The 17,150-nt window shown below is 62.7% G+C and carries 12 protein-coding genes; 10 read left to right on the top strand and 2 right to left on the bottom strand.

Translation table 11 applies throughout. From position 1 onward, the window contains the following. Positions 1 to 119: 119 nt before the first annotated feature. Positions 120 to 272: a hypothetical protein gene (locus ACH49N_RS02755; protein WP_250763450.1), complete on the bottom strand. Its 153-nt coding sequence runs from the start codon at positions 270 to 272 to the stop codon at positions 120 to 122. Positions 273 to 362: 90 nt separating this feature from the next. On the opposite strand from ACH49N_RS02755, the gene ACH49N_RS02760 reads away from it, so the two are divergent. From ACH49N_RS02760 to ACH49N_RS02780, 5 genes are all read left to right on the top strand, one after another. Beyond that, entirely contained in the window at positions 363 to 2,405 is a 2,043-nt protein-coding gene (locus ACH49N_RS02760) for a hydantoinase/oxoprolinase family protein (RefSeq protein ID WP_358270231.1), read from the top strand. Positions 2,406 to 2,407: 2 nt separating this feature from the next. Then, positions 2,408 to 4,366 (top strand): hydantoinase B/oxoprolinase family protein, encoded by a 1,959-nt coding sequence (locus tag ACH49N_RS02765; protein WP_358270229.1) that lies wholly within the window; start codon positions 2,408 to 2,410, stop codon positions 4,364 to 4,366. Positions 4,367 to 4,413: 47 nt separating this feature from the next. Continuing rightward, positions 4,414 to 5,382, top strand: a complete 969-nt coding sequence (locus ACH49N_RS02770; protein WP_358270228.1) for a zinc-binding dehydrogenase — start codon at positions 4,414 to 4,416, stop codon at positions 5,380 to 5,382. Between the two features lie 63 nt (positions 5,383 to 5,445). Next, the gene (locus tag ACH49N_RS02775; RefSeq protein WP_358270227.1) at positions 5,446 to 6,936 is read left to right on the top strand and encodes an aldehyde dehydrogenase family protein; all 1,491 of its coding nucleotides are present in this window, start codon (positions 5,446 to 5,448) and stop codon (positions 6,934 to 6,936) included. 300 nt (positions 6,937 to 7,236) lie between these two features. Next, positions 7,237 to 8,667 (top strand): aldehyde dehydrogenase, encoded by a 1,431-nt coding sequence (locus ACH49N_RS02780; protein ID WP_358270226.1) that lies wholly within the window; start codon positions 7,237 to 7,239, stop codon positions 8,665 to 8,667. A gap of 73 nt (positions 8,668 to 8,740) precedes the next feature. Here ACH49N_RS02780 and ACH49N_RS02785 read toward each other — a convergent pair whose 3' ends face one another. Beyond that, entirely contained in the window at positions 8,741 to 9,805 is a 1,065-nt protein-coding gene (locus tag ACH49N_RS02785; RefSeq protein ID WP_109330459.1) for a LuxR C-terminal-related transcriptional regulator, read from the bottom strand. Positions 9,806 to 10,160: 355 nt separating this feature from the next. Between ACH49N_RS02785 and ACH49N_RS02790 the strand changes: the two genes are divergently transcribed. Genes ACH49N_RS02790 through ACH49N_RS02810 form a run of 5 tightly spaced genes read left to right on the top strand, consistent with a single transcriptional unit; the run spans position 10,161 to position 17,115 of the window. After that, positions 10,161 to 11,174, top strand: a complete 1,014-nt coding sequence (locus ACH49N_RS02790) for an ABC transporter permease (protein WP_358270224.1) — start codon at positions 10,161 to 10,163, stop codon at positions 11,172 to 11,174. 50 nt (positions 11,175 to 11,224) lie between these two features. Further along, positions 11,225 to 12,304: a substrate-binding domain-containing protein gene (locus ACH49N_RS02795; RefSeq protein ID WP_317745039.1), complete on the top strand. Its 1,080-nt coding sequence runs from the start codon at positions 11,225 to 11,227 to the stop codon at positions 12,302 to 12,304. 10 nt (positions 12,305 to 12,314) lie between these two features. Beyond that, entirely contained in the window at positions 12,315 to 14,501 is a 2,187-nt protein-coding gene (locus ACH49N_RS02800; RefSeq protein ID WP_317764239.1) for an SMP-30/gluconolactonase/LRE family protein, read from the top strand. Further along, positions 14,498 to 15,604: a hypothetical protein gene (locus ACH49N_RS02805; protein ID WP_358270222.1), complete on the top strand. Its 1,107-nt coding sequence runs from the start codon at positions 14,498 to 14,500 to the stop codon at positions 15,602 to 15,604. The genes ACH49N_RS02800 and ACH49N_RS02805 overlap by 4 nt, the downstream gene beginning before the upstream one ends. Then, positions 15,601 to 17,115: a sugar ABC transporter ATP-binding protein gene (locus tag ACH49N_RS02810; RefSeq protein ID WP_358270220.1), complete on the top strand. Its 1,515-nt coding sequence runs from the start codon at positions 15,601 to 15,603 to the stop codon at positions 17,113 to 17,115. The genes ACH49N_RS02805 and ACH49N_RS02810 overlap by 4 nt, the downstream gene beginning before the upstream one ends. Positions 17,116 to 17,150: the final 35 nt, after the last annotated feature.

Genomic DNA, 17,150 nt, shown 5'->3' on the forward strand with positions numbered 1-17,150 from the left:
CGCTTCGCGGACACCGCGCCTTCGCTTTGAGGATTGTGACCCGCGTCTCTCCTGCTTAGCGTTGTGATTCAGCGTTCTGGGACTAGACCGTCGCTTCCCACAGGAGGACTCAATCAATGTCAGAACCCACGCACGAGGCCCCAAGGCTCGAAGTCGAGAGGCTCCCGCGAGAAGGAGCGTGCCCCCGATGCGGGCAGGAGAAGCTGCGCGCGTATCCCGTCGTCGCCGAGACCGGCTGGCTCCACGTCGTCAAGTGTCAGAACTGTCTCCATTCCGTCGAGCGTGAGCGGTGGTCGCGTCTTGGACACATCCAACTGCTCGCCGATCTCGTTTAAACGCCAACCATCGAGGAGTACGACAATATGATTGCAGTCGATGTAGGGGGCACCTTCACAGATGTCGTCGCATGGCGCGACGGCGAGATTCTGACTACCAAGGTGTCTACCGACTACACCGAGGTCGCAGGACCGGTACTCAAGGGCGCACAGCTGCTTGGAGTCGAAGGCTCGGATGTCTTCAACCACGCCAGCACCCACGGCCTCAACGCGGTCATCACTCGAAAGCTACCCAAAATCGGTTTCCTGACCACCGAGGGACATCGCGACATTCTCGACATGGGACGGGTCTGGCGACCCACAGAAGCAATACTCGATCCGCATTGGCGCCGCAGCTTCGGTGACGCATCGAGGCCGATCGTTGATCGCTACCTTCGCCGAGGCATCCGCGAAAGGCTCACTTCGGATGGAAGCGTGCTTTTCGAACTGGACGAGGAGCAGGCCCGTGCGGAGCTAGAAGTGCTGCGCAGGTGCGATGTGACCGGGGTGGCGATCTGCCTCATCAACGCGTACGTCAACCCCGTCCACGAAATTCGGCTACGCGAGCTGGTCACCGAGGTGCTGGGCGACGTCCCGTGCTCCATTTCCAGTGAGGTGTCGCCCCTCGCCAAAGAGTACGCACGCGCATCGACGACCGTGATCGACACCTTGATGAAAATCATTTACACCAAGTACTCGGCGAGCTTGGGAGAAGGGTTGACCGAGCTCGGCTTCACCGGCCAACTCAACTTCGCGGACTGCGCGGCAACCCTCGTTCCCGCCTCGCGCGCAATGGACCTGCCGTTCAGGATCGTGTTCTCGGGACCGGCCGCAGGCACAGTCGCATGCGCTCACTTCGGCGACCTTATCGGTGAAACAGACCTACTGTGTGCCGATGTCGGTGGGACCTCGTGCGACATCAGCGTAGTAACGGGCGGGGCTCCGTTCGTCAACACCAGTTTCGAACTGGAACACGATCTGGTCGTCAACGCACTCGCCAACGACATCTCCAGCATCGGCGCCGGTGGCGGAAGCATCGTCGCGATCGGCCAGTCCGGGGAAATTCTGGTTGGTCCCGACAGTGCACGGGCACAGCCCGGCCCCGCCTGCTACGGGCGCGGCGGTACCGTACCCACGACCACAGACACGTGTCTGATGATCGGAATCATCGACCCGGAAGGTTTCGCCGGCGGCGAACTCGATCTCGACATCGCGGCCTCCGAGCGCGCGTTCGAGGGGCTCGACACCGACTTCAGCCTCGCGCAGCGAGTCCGCTACGCGTACGAGATGGCGGTCAACAACATGGCCGAGGGCGTATTCAATGTCGCCATCAAGAACGGCGTCGACCCGCGTGACTACAGCCTCGTTGCTTTCGGTGCAGCCGGACCGATGTTGTTACCCGCCGTTCTCGACACCGTGCATTGCAAGCAGGTGATCGTGCCGCCGAATCCCGGTCTGTTCTCGGCTATCGGTCTGCTGGCCGCTGACCAGGTGTTCACGGTCAACCGAAGCGCTTACCTGCTGCTGTCGCCGGACAAGGCACCGTCGATCGACGCAGTGTTCACCGAGATGGAAACTCAGCTTCGCGAACAGGTAGGCGATACCACCGCGGTGACATTCCTCCGCAGCATGGACGCGCATCTCGTCGGTCAGAGTTGGGATACACCGTTTGTGCCGGTACCCGACGGGGTGATCGACGCAGACGCCGTAGCAACGATGGTGACCTCGTTCCACGACACGTACGAGAGTCGTTCAGGCAACCGTTTCGAAGCGATGCCGGTCGAAGGCGTGACCTTTCGGATACGCGCCGTGGTCGAGACGTCGAAAATCGAGTTCCCCCGTGTCCCCGTTCGCGGAGCCGACGAGCCCCTACTGCCAGTGCGCACAACCACACTGCGTTTCCTCGGCGACATCGATGGGGGCGGCGACGGCGCGCAGGATGCCCACGTATACGAGCGGTCGACGCTGCGCGCGGGTGATGTGCTTCCCGGCCCGACGATCATCGATGAGGGACTGTCCACCACCCATGTGGGCGCCGGCCAGCAGGCGACCGTCGGCGAGTACGGCGAACTGATCATTCGGAGGAAATAACTATGTCCACTCTGACCGTCCCGTCCGTGTCGCCGGAATCGACTCGGCGACTTCGAGACCTCAGCGACAGCGAATTCAAGGACACTTACGGGTGCGACCGCTTCAGCGCATCCGTGATCTTGAACCGGCTGCGATACGCCGTAGAGCACATGTCCACCGGGTTCATGCGAGAGGCGTTCTCGCCGATCATCCGCGATTGGTACGACTTCGCGTGCACGATCAGTGGGCCGGCAGACCGGGACTACCCGATGGCCGTTGTGAGCAACAGCCTCGTCGTCTTCCTCGGAACCATGGGTGACGCGGTTCGCAACGCCGTCGAGGAGTACGGCCCCGAAAATCTGCGCCCTGGCGATGTTCTGATCTGCAACGACCCCTACCGCGGAGGCAGACACGTCAACGATGTCGCGTTCACGCGCCCGGTCTTCGTGGACGGAAAGATCGTGTCCTACGTCAACCTGTGCGCCCACCAGTTGGACATGGGTGGCACGGTCCCGGGCGGATTTTCGGCCACCAAGTCGAACGTCTACGAGAATGGCCTCGTCATCCCACCGATGTTGTTGTGGTCGGAAGACAAGCCGGTCCGATCCACCTTCAGTCTGATCTTCGACAACACCCGATGGGGCGGAATGCTGCTCCCCGACTTCAAGAGCATCTATCAGCAATTGAAGCTTGGGGAGCGGTTGATCCTGGAAAACATCGACCGCTACGGACTCGACTCCTACCTCGGGACACTCGACTATTCGTGCGACACGTCGGCCGAACGAATGCGCGACGCTATCGGACGCGTTCCCGACGGCGACTACGCCGGGTCTGCGCTGATCGATGCGGATGGATTGGACGACACCCTCGACTACACGGTCCGCGTGCTGGTGCGCAAACGAGGAGATGATATCGAGGTCGATCTGTCGGGGACCTCGGCTCAAGCGCGGACATGCATAAACTGCGGTGTACTCGATGCAAAGACTGCAGTGGGTGTCGCCTTGACCATCCTGCTGGATCCGAAAGTTCCGTTCACATCCGGAACCTGGCGCAACATCGACATCGCCGCTCCCGCTGGGACTATCGTCTCCTCGCTACCCCCGGACGGCGGCATCATGATGTTCTGGGAGGCATCGGGCGCGATCGCGTCGGCTATCTTCGATGCGCTCAATCCTGTTCTCGGAGTGCAGGGTGTGGGCGGAGACTACGGTTCTACCAATACCCACAATGCCTCTGGCGTGCGGCCGGACGGCACACCATGGACGAGCGCGACCCAATGCGGAGGGGAGCACGGCCCGTGGGGTGCATCGAAGGCCGGTGACGGCGACAGCTACACCGTGCTCCTGACCCTCAACAACCTCGACCCGGCTACCGAAACGATCGAACACGACTCACCGGTCGTCGTTCTGCGAAAAGAGCACGCGATCGACACGGGTGGCGCGGGTACGTTCCGAGGCGGAGCGGCGAATTTGAAAGACACTTTATGGCTGACGGCCGGCCAGCATTATTTGTCACCCTTCCGGACGAAGAAACCGAGCGGCGTCGGCGCCAACGGAGGCAATGCAGGACCGATCGGTGCGATGTGGCTATTTCCACCGACGACCGATGCTCCGGTGAAAGGCCTCGTCGATACCGCAGACAGCGCGTACGAACACAGCGAACCGGTCGCGGGTGTTCTCAATCCGTCGACGCATGCGCTCGACCCCGAAAACGGCGAGTACAACTATTTCGCACGTCGGCAGGTGTGGGCGACCGCACCGAACACCATCCTGCGCTGTTTGACGAACGGAGGTGGGGGTTGGGGTGATCCCTTCGCTCGAGACCCCGAACGAGTTCTGGCCGACGTACGCAACGAGTACGTCAGCATCGAGGCTGCTGCAGCACAATACGGCGTCGTCGTCGTCGGTGACCCACGCAACGACCCGGAAGGTCTGCGGATCGACGCCGCCGGTACCGATGCGCTACGTGGAAAGGCACAGTGATGAAGAGCATACTGTTCCCAGGTGATGGCACTACGGTGCTGCGGGACATGCCGGAGCCGACCCCCGGCCCTGGTGAGGTGGTCGTCAAGATCCGAGCCTCAGGGATGTGTGGATCGGATCTGCACTTTTATCACGGCAGTTTCGATTTCGACCACTCTGTCATCCAGGGACACGAACCGTGCGGAGAGATCTACGCAATCGGTGAAGGCGTCGCACCCACCGCCGCAACCGTCGGCGACCGCGTCATGATCCACCACTACTTCGGTTGCGGTATGTGCAGGCGTTGTCGCGCGGGCTGGCCACAGATGTGTGAGACAGGTCGAGGCAAGACGATGGCCGTCCACGTCAACGGGGGACATGCACCGTTCGCAGTCGTACCGGTTACTTCGATACTGCCGCTGCCCGGCGGAATGTCCTTCAAAGCCGGCGCGGCGATCGGGTGCGGTACCGGAACTGCCTGGGGTGCGATCAAGCGACTCGGCGGAGTCAGTGACACCGTCACCGTTGTTATCGGCCAGGGTCCAGTCGGACTTTCCGCCACGATGTTTGCGGCTTCCATGGGTGCGATGGTAATCGGCGTGGACATCGATGCGCGGCGGTTGGAGCGCGCGAAGCACTTCGGTGCGGACGTCGTCGTCAACTCTCGCGAGGAATCGTTGCTCGACGTTGTCAGTGACTACACCGGTGGGCGTTTGGCCGATGTCGTGATGGAGACGTCCGGGCGGGCGACCAAAGACGCGTTCAGCGTGCTGGGGACATTCGGCCGAGCGTGCTTCACAGGATTGCCTGGTGAAGTGGAGTTCACGACGCAAGCCGTATACAAGAAGCAGTGGACGGTCATGACCTCGTGGACCATGTCGTCCATCGAACAAGCGCGCTGCGCCGACTACGTGGTCTCCCACAATCTGCCGGTCGACGACCTTTATTCGCACCGTTGGACGATCGATCAGGCAGCCGAGGCCTACGAGTGGTTCGACAAGCAAGACGCGGGCAAGGGTGTCTTCGAGTTCGACTGATCCGTACCCGTCCGTACTCAGGCGACATCACAAGCGAACGCGGTAGAACAAGAAGGAGTCATTATGACTACACAAGAAGCGATTTCACCTCACCGTCCCGATTTCATCGCGGGTAGGAAAAAGAATCTGATCGGCGGAAGGTGGGTCGACGCTGCATCCGGAAGAACAATAGATGTCGTCAACCCCGCTACCGGCGGGAAGATGTGCGAGATCGCAGCAAGTGACAGCACCGACGTCGATCTCGCAGTAACGGCGGCCCGGTCGGCGTTCGAAGGTGAGTGGAGTCGGTGGACTCCGCACCAGCGCCGCAAGTTGATGTTGAAGATTCACGATCTCGTTCTGGAGAACTTCGACGAGCTTGCTCTGATCGAAACCCTCGACATGGGTGCGCCGCTGTCGCGAACGAAGGGTCTCGCAGAGTGGACCTCGCAAGTTCTGCACTTCTTCGCTTCTCAGTGTGGCGCCGGAACCGTAGCGACTCCGGAGAACTCGCTGCCAGGTGACTTCCTCACCCTTCGGAGCCTTGCCCCTGTAGGTGTGGTCGGTGGCATCATCCCCTGGAACGGGCCGTTGATCGGTCTGTGGTGGATCTTCGGTCCGGCGCTTGCCGCCGGTTGTACAGCGGTCCTCAAGCCCGCCGAAGACGCATCACTGTCGGTGCTACGCGTGGCGGAGTTGATGTCGGAAGCCGGTCTACCCGACGGCGTGATCAACGTCGTGACCGGATACGGTCGAGACGCGGGACAGGCATTGGCGGAACACAAGGACATCGACCGAATCGCGTTCACGGGGTCCATCGGCACAGCCCAGTCGATCGTCCGAGCCTCTGCGGGCAACCTCAAACGTCTCCAGTTGGAACTGGGGGGAAAATCACCGGACATCATCTTCGCCGATGCTGATCTGGACAAGGCCGTTCCTGGTGCGTCCATGGGCGTGTACACCAACAGCGGTCAGGTATGCGTCGCCGGCACACGCATACTCGTTCAGCGCTCGATACACGACGAATTTGTAGAGCGAATGACAGAATTCACGAAAACGATCAAGGTCGGAGATGGACTCGACCCGGACACTCAACTCGGCCCACTCATTTCGCAACGGCAACTCGACCGCGTCATGAACTACATCGACATCGGCGGAGGTGAAGGCGCTCAGTTGGCCAGCGGCGGTAGCCGACTCGGTGGAGCACTTGCGAACGGCTTCTTCGTGGAGCCAACCGTCTTCGCGGGCGCGTCCAACCAGATGACGATCGCGCAAGAAGAAATTTTCGGTCCCGTCGCATCCGTGATCCCATTCGATGAACCCGAAGACGCGCTGCGCATCGCCAACGACACACCCTTCGGACTGGCGGGTGGGGTGTGGACGCAAAATTTGGCTACGGCACACAAGGTCTCACGCGGAATCAATGCGGGCACGGTCTGGGTCAACTGCTACGGCGTACTCGATCCGGCCATCGGATTCGGCGGCACAAAAATGAGCGGTTACGGCTGGAAGGGCGCCAAAGAGCATGTCGAAAGTTACCTCTACCCGAAGGCGGTCTACATCAACCTCGGTTGATGGGGTAGAGGTGTAGTCCGATCAAGCTTCGGATTCTGCCGAGGAGTCAGACCCGCCGACGCACCCGCCGTCGGCGGGTCCGATTTCATTGAACCGCCGGCGCATACTCCGCCGGAGGAGTGGAACCTGAATGCCGAATCGCAGGGCCCGGCGTCGTCACCCGTCCCCCTTTCGGATGATGCGCAATACGAACAGCGGCAGATGCACGCAACGCAGCAATGAGCTTCACTGTCAACAGCCCGATGATGATTTCCCAGCTACGACCCCAGGTCTGTTCACCGGAATGAGGTAACCATTCACATGATGATCGAGCACCATCAGCATTTTATCGGTGGGAAGCTAGTCGAATCACACTCCGCTGGTCGCATCGAAGTGATTGACCCGGCCACGGAGCAGGTCATCGGGACGATCGCCGACGGTGACGCCCGTGACATCACAGCAGCCGTCGGAGCAGCCGAAGCGGCCGCACCCGCTTGGGCGGCAAAGAGCGCGGCCGAACGCGCGACCGTGTTGCGGGCGATCGCGGATGCCTTCGAAGCGCGGATGGATGAGATTTCGGCACTGGTCACCAGGCAGAACGGAACGCCGATCTCGATCGCCCGGGCCATGCAGTCCCAGGTGCCCGTGGTTTACCGCTACTTCGCCGATCTCGCCGACGTATTCGAACCAGAGGAACTGGTGGAAACCGCCAGTGGTGATGCGATCGTACGGCGAGAGCCGGTCGGCGTAGTCGGCGCGATCATCCCGTGGAATGGTCCGCAGCCATTGACCGCCTGGAAGCTGGGTCCGGCCTTGGCAGCGGGCTGCACGGTGGTGATCAAGCCGGCGCAGGAGACATCGCTCGATGCGTTTTTGTTCGCCGAGATCCTCACCGAGGCGGACGTACCCGACGGCGTGGTCAATATCGTCACCGGAGGACGAGAAACGGGCGCGGCCTTGGTTGCCGATCAAGGCGTTCGAAAGATCGCATTCACTGGTTCTACCCGCGCGGGTCGGGCAATCGCCGCAGAATGCGCAGCTCAACTCAAGCGCGTGACTTTGGAACTGGGCGGCAAGTCCGCCGGAATTCTTCTCGATGATGTCGACCTCGATGAATTCCGGCCGCTCGTATTGTCGGCGTGCTCGCCGAACACCGGCCAGACCTGCCGCGCACTGACCAGAGTGCTGGTGCCTTCGTCCCGTCACGATGAGATCGTCGAAATGCTCGAGGAGACGCTGCGCTCGATCCCACAAGGCGATCCGAGCGATCCGGTGAACTTGTTCGGGCCGTTGGTCAACGCTCTCCAGCGTGAGCGAGTCGAGTCGTACATAGCTCTCGGCCGCGCGGAGGGCGCCACTGTGGTTCTGGGTGGTGGACGGCCCGAAGGTCTCGAGCGGGGCTATTACGTGGAGCCGACCATCTTCACCGACGTCACCAACGACATGCGCATCGCGCGTGAGGAGATTTTCGGCCCGGTACTGGTAGTGATGTCGTACGAGACGGTCGACGAAGCTGTGGCGATCGCCAACGATTCCGAGTATGGCCTGGGCGGTGGGGTGTTCTCCTCAGATCGTGAGAAGGCCACCGAGGTGGCGCGCCGGATCGTGAGCGGAAGCGTAGGAATCAATACCTCGACACTGCCGATCGAAACCCCGTTCGGTGGGGTGAAGAATAGCGGGATGGGGCGCGAGCTCGGCCCGCAGGCGCTCGACGCCTATCTCGAGTACAAGACTTTGTTCCGCGCCAAGTGATGATGCGGCGGGGGAGCGATCGATCAAGGTCGCCCCCACCGCCGTTGGGAAGCTTTGGCACAGTGCGCACGCGTCAGCGGCGCAGCCAATACGCCACCGCTTCGGCGCGGTTGCCGGCATCCAGCTTCCGCAGGATGTGCGTGATGTGGGTCTTGACGGTGCCCTCGGAGATCGTCAGGCGGCGGGCGATCATGCGATTGTTGTCACCGGCAGCCATTCGCTCGAGTACTTCGACTTCGCGGCCGGACAGGCCGTAGGAGGAACTCTGCACACTCGGAGAGACTGCGCCTCCGGTGAGGTCGGACAGTGTGGTGGTCAGCGCCGACACTCGTTCCAGCACGGTAGCCCGAGCCAGCGCGTAGCCGAGACCCTCGCCGAATAAGGTGAGGATTGATTGATCGGTGTTGTCGACTGGACGACGTGCATAGTGGGCGTCGGCATGGACCAAACCCATGACCCGCCCGCCCACGTTGATCGGCGCGACGCCGTAGGACGTGCACCCGGATATCGCCACGAGTGTGCGATCCACCCTTGGGTTGTCCTGTACGTCGTAGACGAGACCGGGTTCGCCTCGGTCAACGACGTCCGACTCCACCAAAGTGCCGTCCAAGGTCGGCGGATGTTCTCGTCCGGCGGCCACCATTTCCTCGGCGAGGCGAGGGTCCTTCTCGATTACCATCGTGTGCAGATTCCAGCGTCCGCGTTCGACAGTGGAGATCAGGGCGCGATCGAAACCGATGGTGATTACTTCCTCAGCGGCGCTTGTGAGTAATTCGTCGACTGTCTTGGCGGACTGTAATCGTACGAGGGAGCGGTGGATCGACCGCATCACTTCGACGCTCGACGCCACACGCGACTCGTTGATGCGGCTTTCGAGATCGCGGACGGTACCGAGCAGTGAAGTCAAGCATCTGATTCTGTCAGGAGCAGTCGTGGGCGGAAGCTGGGTGAGCTCGCCGAGCGCGACCGTCCACACGCGATCGAGAATTCGTTTCGCCGATCCTGTGGACATCACCCCGTGTTCGATGAAGGGGCGGTCGAGGACCGCTTCGGCATGCGTGCCCACTGACCGGACCTCTGCGTGCAGGTCGGTGGACAGTACGCCGTCGTGCGCGGGGCGGATATCACTCGGTCGCATGACCACAGCCTCCACGTCGTCTCAGGGAGTGTTTCACATCACAGATAATATACTATACGCGATCTGGAACATCGTCCATAGGTCGTACTGAATATCGAACCCACGGCAGATGTCGCCAGATGTGTCTGGCTTCACACTGGTTGCTACCACCTGGCCCTCCGGCCGCCACGGCTCCCTCCCAGCCAATACCCGAAGGGTGCGCCATCGCCGGATCCGGAGACGTACATGACCGATGAACAGCTGATTACCAAGCTCCGGCACGACGTCGACGGGGGTGTCCTGGACGTCGCAGTTCTGCTCGACCTGACGAAACCCCGTCGCTGAGCCACGCCCCACCCACAGACCAGGAGATGACATGACCGCAGCCCTTACCGAGCGACCCCGGGTCTCGCTACGGGCCAGGATCGGGTCGTTCGACCAGGCATACCTGGTGCTGGCGATCACCGTGACACTGGTACTTGTCGGCGGTGCCACCACCAATAACTTCCTCACCACGGGGAACTTGAGCACCATCCTCAATCTGTCCGCTGCGTTCGGCATCATGGCGGTCGGGCAGGCGATCGTGGTGATCGGAAAGGGCCTCGACCTGTCGATTGCTGGAATCGGCCTCGGCTGCGCCCAGGCCACCCTCGCGCTGATAAACCAGGGGTGGGGACAGTGGGGGGCCGTCGGGGCGATGATTCTACTCGCGGCGTTCATCGGATTGGTCAACGGTGTAATCATCGCCTTTGTCGAGGTTCCGGCGTTATTCGTCACGCTGGCCACCGGAATGCTGGCGATAGGGGGGATCGGAATACTGATTCTTGACCAGAACGTGTACACAGTTCCGCCGGACTCTGTGCTGGCCGGGCTGAGCGGTACCGCGTTCTGGTCCATTCCGCGGCCCGTGCTGATCGCGGCGATCATCTTCCTCGCGGCATGGCTGTTCCTCACCTTCACGACACCGGGCCGGCTCATCCGGGCGATGGGTGACAACTTCGCTACTGCCCGGTCGTCGGGTGCCCCGGTTCGTCCTCTGCAGGTGCTCACCTACGTAGTGTCTGCGCTGCTGGCTGCATTGGCCGGATTCGTCGCCGTCGCAATCCAGGGCAGTATCCAGACCACATCCAGCTCGTTCGACCCGATCCTGTTCACCGCGTTGACGGTGGTGGTGATTGGCGGTGTCTCGTTGTCGGGTGGTCGCGGAACTGTCCTCGGAGTGCTGGCCGGTGCGCTATTCGTCGGCATATTGAACAGCCTGCTGGTCATGCACGGACTGTCCACCGCGGTCCAGGACCTCATCCGGGGAGCGGTTCTGCTCGGGGCCATCGGCTTCGACGCCTGGCTGCATCCACGCAACGACGAGACCGACAAGTCTGGTGAGCTCTGACGCCGCCCCGGCGTCGCTCCCCGAACATCATCCCAACGTAGGAGAACCACATGTCATCACACAGGAAGTGGACAGCTGTCAGTGCGGTGCTGCTCGCAGCCGGCATGATCGCCGGCTGCACAGTGAACACCGGTGCCGGGGCCGGAACCGGCGGTGAGCGAGGCGACGGGCAAGGCTTCAGCGCCAACGTCGAGTTGCTGCCGGCACGGCAGAAAGTGCAGGACATCATGCAGGGCAAACGGGTCGCATTCGTTCCGATGCTCTACAAGGGGTATCAGCTCACCGAAAACTGGGGCACGTCGCTGACACGCTCACTCGAGGCCTCCGGAGCACAGGTCACCATTCACGATCCGAATTTCGACCCCGATCGCATGCTGGCGATCCTCAACGACATCATCGCGCGGAAACAGGCCGATGTGATGGTGCTGCAGAGTTCGGCGCAGGGACTGTTGGACAACGTCATTGAACGTGCAGCGCAGGCGGGCATCTACACCGTGGTGTTGAACATGATGTCCACCCGGCTCAGCGACGCGTTCGTCGGCGTCGATGTATACGGTGCAGCGCAGGCGATCACCAAGCGGGCCGTGGAGGATTGTAATGCCCGCGGCACCACCAAGAAGCTGTCGATCATCGACGGCATGGGCAATGACCCGGCGTCCCTGCTGTGGAACGCCGGAATCAAGGATGTCGCCGAGCACGAGGGCTACGAGGTACAGGTCAGCCATTCACAGTTCGACAATTCCAAGGCGCAGGCAGCGGCCGAGGCGGCGATGCAGCAGAACGGCAACGATCTGTGTGGCTTCCTGGTCACCTTCGACCTGAACGCAGTGTCAGTCGGCCAGACAGTGAAGGCCGCCGAGAGCCGTAGACAGATTCAGCCCGCCGCGATCGGGGTTTACACCCTGGATGCGAACTCGGCGACCTGCGAGGAACTCAGACGCGGCACGGTTACCGCCACAGCGGCGTACGACGTTCAGGGAATCGGGGCTGCAGGCGCGGTAGCGGTGCAGAACCTCCTGATCAACGGCGCGCCCGCGGGGAGCCGCCACGACGTGGGCTACGTCTCGTACCACGTCGTGGACGGCAAGACCGCCGACGAGACGACCATCGCCTGCTACCGGTCCAACTAGGAGTCGACGAATGACGACGACCACGCTCCGCCGCGGACCCAATCCGCTTCGCCGGGGAATTGACGCCTACCGGATGACCGGGGGCCGGGCCTCCGATCGGATCGCCCGCTACCGCACCGTTTCTGATCTGTTCGAGAAACGCTGGATGGAGGGAGCGGTGCCGTTGGTGCTGGCACTGTTGCTGTGTTTCGTAGTGATCGCCACGACGGATGTGGGCACCGCGAACGCACCGCTCGCCATCGACGACGTCGCCGAATGGGGATTGCTCGCCATCGGTCTGACGGTGGTGCTGGTCGCCGGCGGCATCGATCTTTCCATCGGGTCCATAGTCGGTCTGTGCTCGATGTTCGCATTGATCTCCGACCGGGTCTGGTACTGGCCGCCGGGATGGGTGATCCCTGCGACCGTGGTTCTCGGTGCGTTGCTCGGTTCGGTCAACGGGTATCTCATCGCCTTCCTGCGTATGCGGCCGTTCATCACCACCCTGGTAACGCTCATTGCATTCGGTGGTGCAGCAGTGGCCCTGCAGAACGCGCACACCACCCAGATTGGGATCGCACGCCCGGCGCTGGTGTGGGACGCCATCCCCTACGGCAAGATCATTGGCATCCCGACAGCGTGGTTCACGTTCCTGTGCGTGCTCGTTGTCGCGCACGTGATGCTTACTCGTTCGCGCTGGGGATGGTGGGTCACCGCCACCGGATCCGACCGCCGGTCCGCCCGCCGCAACGGCATCCCCGTGCGCGCGGTGACGTTCTGGGCCTACGTGCTTTCCGGGTCGATGGCGGGCAGCGCCGCCATTCTGACCACGGCCCGGCTGAGTCGCACCGATGCGGCGATCGGACGCGGTTGGGAACTCATCGTGCTTACCGCCGTTGTACTAGGCGGAGTCAGCCTCAAGGGAGGTCGCGGGTCGGTCCTGCGTGCCACCGTCGGCGTCATCGTCGTGGCCGTCATCCGGCAGGCAACCATCGCCGAAGGACTCGACTTCAACTACTACACGGTGATTCTCGCCGCAGCGCTGCTCGCGTTCACCATCCTCGACCTGCAATGGGGAAAGTACCGCCGACGTGCGGTGGAGAAGCTGAAGATCGATCCCGCGCGCGTGCTGCTCGGTCCGCTGACCGATGTTACGGCGCCAGGCACTGTCTGGACCCCGAACTGCGTGTTGACCGACGCACCGCCTGTGGGACTTGGCAAGATCCGGGGCGCCGAGGCGTGTGCCGTCGATCCCGAGGGCAACATCTACGCGGGTGACCAGCGCGGCTGGGTATGGCGCTTCCGGGGACCGGACGACACCGAGGGCGAGATATTCTCGCGCACTGGAGGATTCCCGTGCGGGCACGCATGGGACCGGGAGGGGCGGATGCTGGTGGCGGTCGGCGGCATGGGCGTCTATCGCATCGACGCCGACGGGGAGCCGCAGATGGTGGCGAACCGAGTCGCACGGAGCCCGCTGTCGTTGGTTGACGACTCCGGTCTGCGCGCTGTCGACGACCTGGACGTGGCACCTGACGGATCGATCTACGCCTCGGACTTTTCTGTACGCAACAACTCCACCGACTTCCTCCTGGAACTGGTGGAGTTCCGCCCGAACGGCCGGCTGATCAAAATAGCTCCGAACGGGAAGGCGGAGGTCGTCGCCACGAACTTTGTCTTCCCGAACGGTGTGTGCACCGCGCACGACGGCCAATCGATCCTCGTCTCCAGCACGGGGTTGTGCCGGGTCGATCGGCTGTGGATCTCCGGACCGAAGGAGGGCGTGCTCGAGCCGGTGCTGGAGAATCTGCCGGGCTATCCGGACAACATCCACCGCTCGTCGGACGGAAACTACTGGATGCCGCTGGTCGCGTTGCGGACTCCGATGTCGGATCTGCTCAACCGCTATCCGGAGGTGCGGCGGCGGATGACGCGTGAGGTCTCGCTGGACAACTGGATGGTGCCGCAGCTCAACGTCTCCTGCATCGTCAAGTTCTCCGACAAAGGAGAGATCATTGCCGTCAAGTGGGACAAGAGCCTGAAGAACTATCCGATGGTGACAGCCGCGACCGAGCGGGATGGCTACCTCTACTTCGCCGGCGTCTCGAACAATCGGTTGGGCCGACTCGCGCTCGACCCCGACGAGATCGGCACTATCGACACCAATCTGGTGCCCGGCACCTTCGGCACCCGGACCGCCGCGGAGGTGGGCTCATGAGTTCGGTCCTGGACACCATCAAAGAGTGGATCAATCCGGACAGGGTGCGGCATCGGTCGGTGCCCCGGATGGAGACCGGCCTCCGCCCGAACCTGCGCCTGGACGAGGCCGAGGAGCTGCTTGCCGCCGGTGTGCACACTCCGGACGACATCACGGTCACCGCGGACGGCACCGTCGTACTTTCCAGCGGATGTGAGTTGCTGCGTTTGGAGCGAGACGGTATCCGCTTGATCGCCCGGTGTGCCGCGCGCATCGCCGCCGTCACGACAGTCGGGAACGCGGTGGTCGCGGCCGTCGAAGGCACCGGTCTGGTCGCGGTCGACGCGAGCGGAGCGGTGACCTCGCAGTGTGCCGACCTAGCAGTCGCGCGCGGTGTCACCGCGCTGACCGCCGTACCCGGAGGAGACCTGCTGGTCACAGTCGGATCCACTACCGCCGATGTGCGCGGCGATTGGGCGCGCGCCTTGCTCGCCGGCGACGCGTCGGGACGGATCGTGCGGGTACGAGACGGTGCCGCCTCAGTGGTCGCTGAGGGGTTGGCCTGGCCGTCAGGGATCGCCCCCAGCGGCGATGGTCAGGTGATCGTGGCAATGAGCCTGACTCACCGCCTGGAGATCCGGTCGCTGAGCGATCCGAGCGAGCCAGTCCAATCCGTAGCGACCAACCTACCGGTGTACCCCGGACGAATCGTCGCCGTGCCGGATGGCCACTGGGTGGTGGCGCCGTACCCGCGGAACCGGATCACCGAGATGCTCCTCGATGAGCGGCCACTGCTGTCGGAGATGGTCGAAACGATCGATCGGGAGGAGTGGTTCGTCCCGCAGTTGCGCGGCGGGAATCTGTTTACCGAAGCGATGCAGATGGGGCAGCTGCGGGTGCTCGGCCAGGTCAAGAGCTGGGCGCCCGCCAGGTCCTGTGGCGTGGTGTTCCGGCTCGACGACACCGGGCGCATCGCGGAGAGCGCACATGCCCGGGTGGACAGTCCCCGGCACGGAGTCACCGGCGTGGCCGTCGCTGACGGCCAGATCGTGACCGCATTGCACGGTCACGGCTCAGTTCTGCGACTGCACACCGACGAGATTGCACAGGAGGTGCACTCATGACCGAGCACAGCACTGGCCTCGACATCACCCCAGTCATCCGATTGACCGGTGTCAGCAAGCGCTATGGCGGAACCTTCGCAGTTCAGGGTGTCGACTTCGACGTGCGCCCTGGTGAGATCCACGCGCTGCTGGGAGAGAACGGCGCCGGCAAGTCCACGATGGTGAAGATCATCTCGGGAGCCATCACCCAAGATGCGGGCACTCTCGAAGTCGAGGGTGCCGAGCGGCGCTTCGCCGCGCCGCGGGACTCCACCGAGGCCGGGGTGGCGATGGTCTACCAGGAGGGTTCGCTCGTCGAATCCATGACAGTGGCGCAAAATCTGTTCCTCGGGGACGAGCGGGCATTCAACGACTTCGGGACTCTGAATGTGGTCGCCCGCGAACTGCTCGAATCGCACAACTTCCACATCCGGCCGGATGCCGAGGCCGGTGCGCTGGGCATCGGGCAAAAACAGATGGTGGAGATCGCGCGGGCCGTGCACCGCAATGCCAAAGTGGTGATCCTGGACGAGCCCACCGCATCGGTGACCCCGGAGGAGCGCTTGCAGTTGTTCATGTCGATGCAGAGTCTTCGTCGGCGCGGCATCGGAGTCGTTTTCATCACCCACATGTTGGATGAGGCATTCGAGCAGGCGGACCGGATTACCGTCCTGCGGGACGGGGTGGTCCAGGGCACCTTGAATCGCTCAGAGTTCGGTCACGACCGGGTGGTGAAGATGATGGTCGGCCGCACCGTCGAGATGGGCCGAAAGTCGTCGAGCCGGAGGCCGGACATCTTTCCTTCCCTCCAGGTCGAGGATCTCACCCTGCTGCCGGCAGTTCGCAGCATGTCCTTCTCCGCCTACGGCGGCGAGATCCTCGGCTTGTACGGGCTGGTGGGGGCAGGGCGTTCGGAGGTCGCACAGATCATCAGCGGTGTGGTCAAGCGTCGGCACATGCGTGGCGGCACGGTGTGGCTGGGTGGCGAGCGGGTCCGTTTCCGCACCCCACGGCACGCTCGAAAAGCTGGGATCGTGTACATCACTGAGGATCGGAAGGCATCCGGCTTCTTCGGTCACCTGACCATCTCGGAAAACATCTTCCTCGGGTATCTGTGCAGCGCGCTGCGTCTGCCGCTGTGGTTCCGTCCCAGGTTGGGCCGGGCGATCGCGAAGAAATTCGTCGAGCAGTTCGAAGTCCGGACCCTGGCTCCGAACAAGGCTGTGGTGGAGGAGCTCTCGGGTGGAAACCAGCAGAAAGTCGTGCTGGCCAAGGGGCTGACGCGCAAGCCGCGGGTGGCGATCATCGACGAGCCCACCCGCGGTGTGGACCTGGGTACCATCCCCGAGATTCACGCCATGATCCGCGCCCTCGCTGACGAAGGTGTTGCCGTGATCGTGATCTCGTCATACATCCCAGAGATCCAGGCCCTCTCGGATCGTGTGCTGGTCGCCCGCGGGGGCAGCATTGCGGCGGAATTCTCCCCGGACGAGGCCGACGAGGAGAGCCTGATGTTCGCCGCCGCGCATTAGCGGTAGTCCGGCAACAAATCGGGATACAGAAACCA

It is taken from the genome of Rhodococcus sp. NPDC019647, assembly GCF_044389235.1.
Classification (GTDB): domain Bacteria; phylum Actinomycetota; class Actinomycetes; order Mycobacteriales; family Mycobacteriaceae; genus Rhodococcus_F; species Rhodococcus_F oxybenzonivorans.

Bases quoted from the DNA above. Each gene is read 5' to 3' on its own strand.
- ACH49N_RS02765 (WP_358270229.1), top strand. From the start codon at position 2,408: ATGTCCACTCTGACCGTCCCGTCCGTGTCGCCGGAATCGACTCGGCGA.
- ACH49N_RS02780 (WP_358270226.1), top strand. From the start codon at position 7,237: ATGATGATCGAGCACCATCAGCATTTTATCGGTGGGAAGCTAGTCGAA.
- ACH49N_RS02800 (WP_317764239.1), top strand. From the start codon at position 12,315: ATGACGACGACCACGCTCCGCCGCGGACCCAATCCGCTTCGCCGGGGA.
- ACH49N_RS02795 (WP_317745039.1), top strand. From the start codon at position 11,225: ATGTCATCACACAGGAAGTGGACAGCTGTCAGTGCGGTGCTGCTCGCA.
- ACH49N_RS02755 (WP_250763450.1), bottom strand. From the start codon at position 272: ATGGAGACAGTTCTGACACTTGACGACGTGGAGCCAGCCGGTCTCGGC.
- ACH49N_RS02775 (WP_358270227.1), top strand. From the start codon at position 5,446: ATGACTACACAAGAAGCGATTTCACCTCACCGTCCCGATTTCATCGCG.
- ACH49N_RS02785 (WP_109330459.1), bottom strand. From the start codon at position 9,805: ATGCGACCGAGTGATATCCGCCCCGCGCACGACGGCGTACTGTCCACC.
- ACH49N_RS02805 (WP_358270222.1), top strand. From the start codon at position 14,498: ATGAGTTCGGTCCTGGACACCATCAAAGAGTGGATCAATCCGGACAGG.
- ACH49N_RS02810 (WP_358270220.1), top strand. From the start codon at position 15,601: ATGACCGAGCACAGCACTGGCCTCGACATCACCCCAGTCATCCGATTG.
- ACH49N_RS02790 (WP_358270224.1), top strand. From the start codon at position 10,161: ATGACCGCAGCCCTTACCGAGCGACCCCGGGTCTCGCTACGGGCCAGG.
- ACH49N_RS02770 (WP_358270228.1), top strand. From the start codon at position 4,414: ATGCCGGAGCCGACCCCCGGCCCTGGTGAGGTGGTCGTCAAGATCCGA.
- ACH49N_RS02760 (WP_358270231.1), top strand. From the start codon at position 363: ATGATTGCAGTCGATGTAGGGGGCACCTTCACAGATGTCGTCGCATGG.